Source organism: Streptomyces mayonensis (assembly GCF_018982965.1).
In the GTDB taxonomy this organism is placed as follows: domain Bacteria; phylum Actinomycetota; class Actinomycetes; order Streptomycetales; family Streptomycetaceae; genus Streptomyces; species Streptomyces mayonensis.
The window spans coordinates 41908-51172 of record NZ_JACBYP010000054.1; the positions used below are offsets into that span (position 1 = coordinate 41908).

General features: G+C 72.3%; 9 protein-coding genes. All 9 read right to left on the reverse strand.

Annotated elements, in window-relative coordinates; all coding sequences use genetic code 11:
* Positions 1-46 precede the first annotated feature (46 nt).
* The 9 genes from ssuE to HZS56_RS20820 all read right to left on the reverse strand — a co-directional run bounded on the left by ssuE (position 47) and on the right by HZS56_RS20820 (position 9205).
* Positions 47-604 (reverse strand): NADPH-dependent FMN reductase, encoded by a 558-nt coding sequence (ssuE, locus tag HZS56_RS20780; RefSeq protein WP_216722246.1) that lies wholly within the window; start codon positions 602-604, stop codon positions 47-49.
* Between the two features lie 79 nt (positions 605-683).
* Positions 684-1463, reverse strand: a complete 780-nt coding sequence (locus HZS56_RS20785; protein WP_216722247.1) for an alpha/beta hydrolase — start codon at positions 1461-1463, stop codon at positions 684-686.
* Positions 1456-2499, reverse strand: coding sequence for an LLM class flavin-dependent oxidoreductase (locus HZS56_RS20790; protein ID WP_216722248.1), 1044 nt, complete (start codon positions 2497-2499; stop codon positions 1456-1458). The genes HZS56_RS20785 and HZS56_RS20790 overlap by 8 nt, the downstream gene beginning before the upstream one ends.
* On the reverse strand, positions 2496-3851 hold the full coding sequence (locus tag HZS56_RS20795; protein ID WP_216722249.1) for an NtaA/DmoA family FMN-dependent monooxygenase: 1356 nt from the start codon (positions 3849-3851) through the stop codon (positions 2496-2498). The genes HZS56_RS20790 and HZS56_RS20795 overlap by 4 nt, the downstream gene beginning before the upstream one ends.
* Positions 3852-3952: 101 nt before the next feature.
* On the reverse strand, positions 3953-4825 hold the full coding sequence (locus HZS56_RS20800) for an ABC transporter ATP-binding protein (protein WP_308408113.1): 873 nt from the start codon (positions 4823-4825) through the stop codon (positions 3953-3955).
* Positions 4822-5718, reverse strand: a complete 897-nt coding sequence (locus HZS56_RS20805; RefSeq protein WP_216722250.1) for an ABC transporter ATP-binding protein — start codon at positions 5716-5718, stop codon at positions 4822-4824. The genes HZS56_RS20800 and HZS56_RS20805 overlap by 4 nt, the downstream gene beginning before the upstream one ends.
* Positions 5718-6605: an ABC transporter permease gene (locus HZS56_RS20810; RefSeq protein ID WP_216722251.1), complete on the reverse strand. Its 888-nt coding sequence runs from the start codon at positions 6603-6605 to the stop codon at positions 5718-5720. The genes HZS56_RS20805 and HZS56_RS20810 overlap by 1 nt, the downstream gene beginning before the upstream one ends.
* Before the next feature lie 3 nt (positions 6606-6608).
* A complete protein-coding gene (locus tag HZS56_RS20815; protein ID WP_216722252.1) occupies positions 6609-7637 on the reverse strand; it encodes an ABC transporter permease in 1029 nt (342 codons plus the stop codon).
* Positions 7634-9205: an ABC transporter substrate-binding protein gene (locus tag HZS56_RS20820; RefSeq protein WP_216722253.1), complete on the reverse strand. Its 1572-nt coding sequence runs from the start codon at positions 9203-9205 to the stop codon at positions 7634-7636. Before HZS56_RS20820 ends, HZS56_RS20815 begins: the two co-directional genes overlap by 4 nt.
* Positions 9206-9265 lie beyond the last annotated feature (60 nt).

Here is a 9265-nt window from a genome sequence, read left to right on the forward strand (position 1 = left end):
TCCACGCAGGCGTCGGCGCCCCCGATGACGACTGGCCGACCGGCGCTCACGCCGTCGACGCGAGTGCGGCCGTGCGCCCGCCCAGCGCCGACGAGAACTGGTCCGTGACCCGGGCCAGCGCCTCGGCGGCGCCCGGCGCGACGACCGTCGCGCCGCTGTCGTCGACGGTGACGTCCCGGTCCAGCGTGAACCAGCCGGGGACGACGTGCAGCGCCCCCATGGAGCTGAGTACCGGGCGCAACGCGTAGTCGACGGCCAGGACATGGGCCGTACTGCCGCCCGTGGCCAGCGGGAGCACCGTCTTGCCGGTCAGCGCGTACTGCGGCAACAGGTCGAGCAGCGACTTGAGGAGCCCGGAGTACGCGGCCTTGTACACCGGGGTGCCGATCACCACCCCGTCCGCCCGCTCGAACAGGGCGGTGGCACCGGTGATCGCCGGGTGCCGGAAGTCGGCGCCCAGCAGTGCCTCGGCCGGCAGGGTGCGTACGTCCAGCGGAGTGACGTCGTGGCCCTGGAGCCGCAGCCGGTCGTCCAGGTGGCGCAGCAGGCGCGCGGTGCGTGAGGTGGGGGAGGGGCTTCCGGAAACGGACAGGATGGCGGCCATGGGGGGCACCCTTTCGAGGTCGGGATTCAGAGGGGGCGGCCGGACCCGTGACGCCGGCCTGTGACGGTGGGCGCGGAACTCACCAGGCGCTCGTCTCCACCGCGACCACCGGCACCAGTTGACCCCGCAGGGCCTCCAGGAACGTCACGATCTCGGCGGCCACCGAGCGGTGCTGCACGTCGTTGAGGACGTCGTGGTGGGCGTCCCGGACCACCGACAGGCGGGCCCGGGGCAGGGACTCGGCCGTGCGGAGCAGGGCGGCCCGGTCCGCGAGCGGGTCCGTGCCGCCGGTCAGGAACAGCACGGGAAGGGCGAGTTCGGCGTCGTAGGCGGCATCGAGCAGGGCATCCGGCAGAGCCTCGCCCAGTGAACCCCGCCGCACCCGCGCGTCGTTGCTCAGCGTGCCCCGGTGCGTGGGGCAGGAAGTGCGTACGTCGAGTTCCTCGTCCCAGGAGCCGACGCCGGGGGCCGTTCGGCCCGGCACCCCGGCGAGGACGAGGGCGTCGGGCCGCCGGCCCCCGGGCAGCCGCCCCGTGCGTCCCAGGTGCGCGGCGAGTGCGACGGCACCCGCGTCCGCCCCCAGCAGGACCACGGGTTCCGTCACCCCGTCGGTGTCCGCGGTGCCTTCGACCGCCTCCGCCAGACGGGCACCGAACCGGGTGAGTGCCGCCCCCCTGTCGTCGCCGTCCCGGACGGTGAGGTCGGGTGCGTCGACGACGCGGACGCGGTAGGCGTCGGCCGCGAGGCGGGCCGAGAGGCGGCCGTAGGTCGCCCGGGTCTCGCCGCGGCCGGGCACCACGACGACCGTGCCGCGGGTGCGCAGGCCGTTCGGGGCGTAGTGGTCGGTGTGGTCACTCATGTCGGACTCCTGCGGTAGCGGGCTCGTCGCGGGCCGCCGGGCTCCAGCCGAGGGCCGGTGCGACCTCGGTCGCGATGAGCTCCAGCGCGCGGATCGTGGCGTCGTGGTCGGGGACGGCGGGGTTGAACTGGGTGATCAGATCGGTGGCCAGGGGAAGGACCTTCTCCCGGCGGAGGGCCGCGACGATCTCCTCGGGGGACCCGAGGAACGCGTGGAAGCGACGCAGCGCCTCGTCCGCGCCGAGCCCCTTCGGGAACGCCCCGTGCTCCGCCATGCGCAGGGCCGCGCGGTGCACGTCGTCCCCGATGTGCCGCAGCGCCGTGCGGCGGTCCTTCGCCGGGAAGACCAGCCGGGACAGGCCGACGCGCGGCCTGCGGGGCCGGTCCCAGGCGGCGAGGAAGGCGTCCGCCCAGGGACGCTGCACCTCGTCGGTGGGCGCGTCGTGGCCGTAGGCGGCCCGGTTGAGCAGCAGGTTCGAGCCGCTGCCCGCCGCGTACGCCGCCCCGCCCCCGCTGAACACACCCTGCCAGATCCGGCCGGTGAAGTCGCCGCCGGCGGGCTGGACGCGGAAGCCGGGGGCGCCGACCTCCTCGCCCCGCAGGGCGCGCCGCAGCACGTCCAGGTGTTCGCTGGTCAGTTCGCGTCTGCGGGCCACGTCCCGGCCGAACGCGGCGTACTCCAGGTCGCTGGACCCACTTCCCACGCCCAGCTCGACGCGCCCGCCGCTGAGCGCGTCGACGGTCGCGACGTCCTCGGCGAGACGGACCGGGTCCTCCAGCGGGAGCACCGTGACGGCGGTGCCGAGCCGGATGCGGGTGGTGCGCGCGGCGGCGTGCGCGAGGAAGACCCACGGAGCGGACAGCCCGCCACCGCCGAGCGGCACATGGTGCTGAGCCACCCAGCCCGTGTCAAAACCGAGTTCGTCGGCGACGACGAAGAGGTCCTGGGCGTTGCGGTAGGTCCTGGCGAGGTCGGTGCCGCGTCCCTGGACATGGGTGAGGAAGCCCAGTCTGAAGCGGGGTCGCCCACTGGTCACGTCCGGTCCCCCCGGCCGTCCACGGACGTACGCCTGCTGCTGTGCCGGTTCGCCGGGACCGGCAGGCCCAGGTTGCCGCGCAGTGTGTCGGCCTCGTACTCGGTGCGGAACAGGTCGCGCTTCTGCAGGATCGGCACCACGCCGTCCACGAAGTAGTCGAGTTCCTCCTGGGTGCGGAAGGCGAGGTTGATGCCGTCGAACGTGCCGGCGCCGAACCACCGCTCCATCGTGTCGGCCACGGTCTCGGGTGACCCGACGAAGGGGGAGCGACGGAACTCGGCGACGGACTGCGCGACCTGACGCAGCGTCAGCCCTTCCTTGCGGGCCCGCTCAATGATTCTGGCGGCGCCCGTGCGGCCGCCCTTCTCGGCGAGGTGCGCGACGTCCGGGAACGGTGCGTCGAGATCGTGCACGCTGAAGTCGTAGGCGCCGAAGGAACGGCCGAGCAGCGCCAGATGACGGTCGAAGTCGTTGTCCTCCTCGAAGATCTCCCGCTCGCGGCGCCGGGCCGCCTCGTCGGTGGCGGCGACCACGGGACCGCCGTGGATGAAGATCTTGATGTGGTCGGGGTCCCGGCCGTGGGCGGCGGTCCGCCTCTTGATGTCGGCGTAGTACTCCTGGGCCTGCTCCAGCGACCCGCCCGGCGCGTAGACGCCCTCGGCCACCCGCGCCGCCAGGTCGCGTCCCTCCTCGGACACACCTGCCTGGAAGACGACCGGCTGGCCCTGTGCCGAGCGTGAGATGTTCAGCGGTCCGGCGACCCTGAAGTGCTCGCCCTCGTGGTTCAGTTCGTGCAGCCTGGAGGGATCGAGGAAGACGTTGCGCGCCACGTCCGCCGGGAAGGCGTCGTCCTCGTAGGAGTCCCACAGTCCGCGGGCCACCTCCACGAACTCCAGGGCACGGCCGTACCGGGTGGCGTAGTCGAGGTGTTCGTCCAGCCCGTAGTTGCGCGACGTGCCGGTGTCGAAGCTGGTCACGACGTTCCAGCCGGCCCGGCCGCCGCTGATGAGATCGAGCGAGGCGAAGCGCCGCGCGAGGTTGAAGGGCGAGTTGTACGTCGAACTGGCCGTGCCCACCAGGCCGATGTGCCGGGTGTGCGTGGCGACGGCGGACAGCAGGGTCAGCGGCTCCAGCCGGTTGAGGTAGTGCGCCGGGTAGGTGGCGTTGATGAACTGGCTGTCGACGATGAACAGGGCGTCGAACAGGGCGTGTTCGGCCGCCTGGGCCTGTTTGATGTAGTAGTTGATGTCGACGCTGGCGTTCTTGGCGACACGGGGGTCCTTCCACAGGCCGTGCTGGCCGGGGCCGCCGACACCGTAGGGATGCAGGGCGAGATGGATCCTTCGGGACATGGGTCTTCCTGTCTGTGGGGAACGGACTGCTCGGTGGGGAACGGGCTGCTCGGTGGAGTGTTCCGCGGGGAAGGGACTGTGACGACCGGGGCGGGCGGGGGTCAGGCGGGCAGGAGCGCACGCAGCGCCGCGCGTTCGCCCCGGTCGGCGGAGGTGCCGCGCAGGGTGGGTGCCGAGCCCACCAGCAACCGTGTGTACGGGTGTTCCGGCCGGCCCACGACGTCGCGGGCGGCACCGACCTCGACCAGCTCCCCCCGGTACAGCACGGCGATGCGGTCGGCGATCCCCGCCACGGACCCGAGGTCGTGCGAGATGAAGACCAGGGCCACGCCGCTCTCCCGCAGCTCCTTCAGAATCTCCAGGACCTGCACCCGGTTGGCGGAGTCCAGCGCGCTCACCGGCTCGTCGAGGAGGACCAGCCGGGGCTCGGTGACCAGTGCGCGGGCCACCGCGATCCGCTGCCGCTGCCCGCCGGAGAGCTCGCCCGGCAACCGGCCGAGGAGGTCCTCCGGCAGCCGCACACGGGGCAGGAACGCCCGTACCCGCGCCGCCGCCTCCGGCCGGGTGGCGCCCCGCACGAGCAGCGGCTCGGTCAGCGAGGCCTCGACGGTGAGGTCCGGGTCGAGGCTGCGCAGCGGGTCCTGGAAGACGTACTGGACCACCCCGCGGCGGCGCAGGTCACGCCACTGGCGGGCGCCGTGGGCGGTGACGTCCTCGCCGTCCACCACCACGGATCCGGCGCTGGGGCGCACCAGCCCGAGCACCGTACGGGCGAGGGTGGACTTGCCCGAGCCCGTCTCGCCGATCAGGCCCACCGTCTCGCCCGGCGCGACGGTCAGGGAGACGCCGTGCAGGGCCCTGCGGCGCCTGCGGCGCCTGCCGTAGTGGACCTCCAGCCCGGTGACGTCCAGAACGGGGCGGGCGCCGGCGCCGGTCACGGTGCCGGTGTCGTCGTCCGGCCGGTCGGCGGTCACGACTCCTCCTTCGGCTGTCCGAGGAACTTCTCCAGTCCGTAGCTCTCGTGCCCGCGGATCAGCATCCGCGTGTAGTCGTGCCGCGGGTGGTCGAGCACCCTGCGGGTGGGGCCCTGCTCGACCACCTCGCCCTGCCGCATCACCAGCACCTCGTCGCACAACTGGGCGACGACGGCCAGGTCGTGGGAGACGACGACAAGGGCGAGTCCGGCCCGGTCGCGCAGGTCGGCGAGGAGATCGAGGATCTCGGCCTGCACGGTGACGTCCAGCGCGGTGGTGGCCTCGTCGGCGATGAGGATCCGCGGGTCGGCGGCGATCGCGGCCGCGACGAGCACGCGCTGGAGCATGCCGCCGGACAGCTCGAACGGGTACTGGTCGTGGACGAGTTCCGCCTCCTGCAGGTGCACCGCGCGCAGCAGGGCGAGGACACGCTGCCGCGCCTCGCGGCGCCCCAGGCCCTTCTTGACCCGGACGACCTCGGCGATCTGCCTGCCGATCCGCAGCGACGGGTTCAGGTAGGACGCCGGGTCCTGGAAGACCGCGCTGATCGTGGCCCCCCGCAGCGCCGTCCACCGCGCCGGTGAGAGCGTGGAGATGTCGGTGCCCTCGATCTCGACCGAGCCGCCGGTCACCTCGAAGTGGGGCGGCAGGATGCCCAGGGCGGCCCGGCATGTGAGGGTCTTGCCGCTGCCGGACTCGCCGACGATGCCGACCACCTTCCCAGGGGTGAGGTCGAAGCTCACGCCGTGCACGATCTCGCGGCCGTCGCTGCCGTCGGCGATCCGCACCCCGCGCAGCGAGAGCAGCGGCACGGCACTGCCGGGCGGGCCTGCCCGGCCCGGTGTGCCGGTCTCCTCCGCCCGGGTGAGGAGCTTCTCGGAAACCGTCGTCATCACGCGCCTCCTGCGGGAGCGGGTTCGGATCGTCCGGGCCGGCCGGTGCGGGCTCCGCGGCCCTTGAGCAGGGCGCGGCCCGCCTCGCCGGACACGTCGCGGATCGCGTCCGCGAGCAGGTTGCCGGCCCAGACGGTGATCATGATCAGCAGTGCCGGGACCAGCGGGGCCCACGGCCGGTGGCTGAGATAGCCGAGGTCGGAGGCGAGCAGGCCGCCCCAGGTCGGCTCCGGCGGCTGCACGCCGATGCCCAGGAAGGTCAGGCTGGAGACGATGACGAAACCGGTGCCGATGGTCTGGGCGAAGGCCACCGAGACCGGCGGCAGCACCTTGGACCAGACGTGGCGCCGCACCACCCGGCCGACCGAGGCGCCGGAGATCAGCGCGGCCTCGACGTACTGCGAGCGGGCCACGGTCAGGGTGGCGGCGCGGGAGACCCGGTAGAACAGCGGCGACACCAGCACGCCGGTCACCAGCATCGCCTGGGTGAGCCCGTTGCCGAGCAGGGCGATCACGGCGACGGCGAACAGCAGGAACGGCAGGGCCACGAGCGTGTCCGCCAGCCGCAGGGTGACCCACTCGAAGACCCGCCCCAGGTACACCGAAAGGATCCCGGGGACCGCCCCCACGACCAGTGCCGTGAGCGCGACCTCGAGCGCGCCGAGCACGCTGACCCGGGAGCCGTCGAGCAGGCGGCTGAGGACGTCCCGGCCCAGGTAGTCCGTGCCCAGCCAGTGGCTGCCGGACACGGCGGCCAGCGCGTTGTCGCTGGTGGCCAGCGGATCCTGCGGGGCGAGCAGTGGTCCGAGGACCGCGAGCAGTGCGACCGCCGCCAGGATCGCCACGGCGATGCGGCCGGAGGTGAGGGAGAGAACGCGACGCAGCATGTTTCACACTCCCCGCTGCGAGGCCGGCGTGACCCGCGCCAGCACCAGGTTGACGACGAGGTTGAAGGCGACGACCAGCGCGATCGACACCACGAGGACGCCCTGCACGGCCGGTACGTCACCGGCCTGGGCGGAGTCGTTGGCGAACCGGCCGAAGCCCTGCAGTCCGAAGATCCACTCGGTGACCACCGAGGCGCCCACCAGAGACGGGAACTTCAGCCCGAGGGTGGCGAGGGTCGGCCCCAGGCCGTTGCGCAGCACGTGCCCGAAGAAGATCCGCCGAGGACTCAGCCCCCGCACCACCGCGCCCGTCACGTAGTTCTCCCGGTACGCGGCGACGAGGCTGGAGCGCAGTTGGCGCGCGACGTCGGCGACGACGTCGAGGCTCAGCGCCACCGCCGGGAGCGTGATGTGCGCGAGCCACGGCCCGAATCCCTGCTCCGCCGGGACGTATCCGGCCGAGGGGAACAGATGCAGCTGTACGGCGAGCACGGCGACCAGCACGATGCCGACCACGAACGCGGGCATCACCGAGATCACGGTGACGAACCCGGTGACCGCACGGTCCACCCACGTGGTGCGGCGCAGTGCCGCGAGGGTGCCGAGCGCGAAGCCCACCACGACACCGATGACCAGCGCGAACGTCGCGACGGAGAGACTGACGCCCAGGCCGAGACCGATGAGCGTGGAGATGTCCGCTCCGTTGGTCCAGCTCGCACCGAGCCGGCCGTGCAGGACACCGCCGATCCAGTCGCCGTACTGGACCAGGAAGGGCCGGTCCAGACCCCACTCGGCCTCGACCCGGGCGACGGCCTCGGGCGTGGCCTGCTCGCCCAGCTGGATCCGGGCGGGGCTGAGGCCGCTGAGCGAGCGCAGCGCGAAGGTCACGAAGGTCGCCACCAGGAAGACCGGCACGAAGATCGCTACCGACCTGGCGAGGACGGCCAGGACCCGGCCCAGCGCGTGCCGTGTCCGCTTCGCGGCGAGCCCGCCGGCGGGGACGGGCTCCGGTGGCGCCTCGGTGGCCGTCACGGGTTCGCCCCCTTGCCGCCGATGGTCACGCCGGTCCAGTCGATGTGGGCGGGGTTCTTCGGCAGGTCGGAGACCGACTTGCTCTTGGCGACCAGGTTGGGCCGGGAGTGCGTGAAGATCAGTGCCTTGCTGGCGAGTCCGGCCCGTGTCGCCTCCTGGAGCACCTGCGGGTACTCGGGCGCGTCCAGCGGGGTCCCGCGCACCTTGGCGATCGCCGCCTCGAAGCCGTCCGGCTCGTAGGGCGAGCTGAGGTTGAGCGGTCCGTCGGGTCCGAAGTGGGCGGTGAGCGTCTGGGCCGCGGAGTCCCGGCCGGTGGTGGCGTAGAGCGAGAAGGTGAGGTCCTTGGCGAAGAACGGCGTGGCCCAGTTCTTGTCGATCCTGATGTCGACGGTGATGCCCACCGCGGCCAACTGCGACTGCACGATCTCCGCCTGCGGGTCCTCCTCCGGAACGACCAGGTCGAGCTTGATGTCCCCGGGCCGGTAACCCGCCTCGGCCAGAAGCCTCTTCGACTTGTCCGGGTCGTAGGGGTGGGCGTCCTCGGACTCGGGGTCGTAGGCGACGTAACCCTTGGGGAAGGGCTGGTTGGTCGCCTCGCCGTAGCCGAAGGTCAGTTTGTCGACGAACTCCTGGCGGTTGACCGCGTGCCGTACGGCATCGACGACCTTGTCGTTGTCGAACGGCGCCTTGTTGACGTTCAGGCTGATGTTGGAGGCGTTGAAACCGGGCTGGACGAAGACGTCGAGGCCGGCCTTCTTGGCGGCGTCCGCCTGACTCGGGTCGATGTCGGCGAAGTTGTACACGCCGGTCTGCAGTCCGGAGACGACCGTGGAGGCGTCGGGTGCCGAGGTCAGCTCCACGGTGTCGATGTGGATGTTGTCCGCGTCCCAGTACTCCGTGTTCTTCTTCAGTACCGCCTTGGTCCCGGGGACGATCCGGGTGACGGTGAACGGGCCCGCGCCGACCGGGTTCTGGTCCAGCTTCTCGGGCGCGGCGGCGGCCTTGGGGCTGGCGATCTGCAGGACCCGCTGGCCGAGCAACTGGGGTATCTGGTAGTCGACCTGGTTGAGATTCACGGTGGCGTCCAGGCCCTTGGCGTCCACCGACTCGATCGACGTCAGGTCGCCGAAGAGCGCCGAGTTCTTCTGCTTCTGGGCCCGTTCGACGGCCGCCTTGACGGCCGCGCCGTCCACCGGTTCGCCGTCGCTGAACTTCAGTCCGGGGCGCAGGTGGAAGGTGATCCGGTCGCCCCTGTCGTTGTACTCCCAGCTCTCGGCGAGGTCGGGGACGGCCTTGCCGGACTCGTCGGTTCGGGTCAACGAGGCGTAGACCAGGGAGAGTTCACGGAACTGGGCGCCACTGCCCCCGACCACGGGGTCCCAGTGGGAGGGAAAGTAGGTGGAGGTCCACTTGAGGGTGGCGTCGCCGCTCGCGGAGGCCGCGTCGCCGCCGCACGCGCTGAGGGCGGGGACGAGCACGGTGGCGAGGGCGGCGCCGAGTGCGGTGGCACGCAGTCGGCCGGATCGGCGGTGCGGTCCGGGGCGGCGGGGCGTGAGTCGTCCGGGCATGTCGTCCTTCTGTGACGGTCCCCGGCCCGACGGGCGGGCCGGGGACCGTCACAGAAGGAC

Coding starts and splice junctions, on each gene's coding strand:
- HZS56_RS20810 (WP_216722251.1), bottom strand. CDS start 6,605: ATGCTGCGTCGCGTTCTCTCCCTCACCTCCGGCCGCATCGCCGTGGCG.
- HZS56_RS20795 (WP_216722249.1), bottom strand. CDS start 3,851: ATGTCCCGAAGGATCCATCTCGCCCTGCATCCCTACGGTGTCGGCGGC.
- HZS56_RS20785 (WP_216722247.1), bottom strand. CDS start 1,463: ATGAGTGACCACACCGACCACTACGCCCCGAACGGCCTGCGCACCCGC.
- HZS56_RS20820 (WP_216722253.1), bottom strand. CDS start 9,205: ATGCCCGGACGACTCACGCCCCGCCGCCCCGGACCGCACCGCCGATCC.
- HZS56_RS20805 (WP_216722250.1), bottom strand. CDS start 5,718: ATGACGACGGTTTCCGAGAAGCTCCTCACCCGGGCGGAGGAGACCGGC.
- ssuE (WP_216722246.1), bottom strand. CDS start 604: ATGGCCGCCATCCTGTCCGTTTCCGGAAGCCCCTCCCCCACCTCACGC.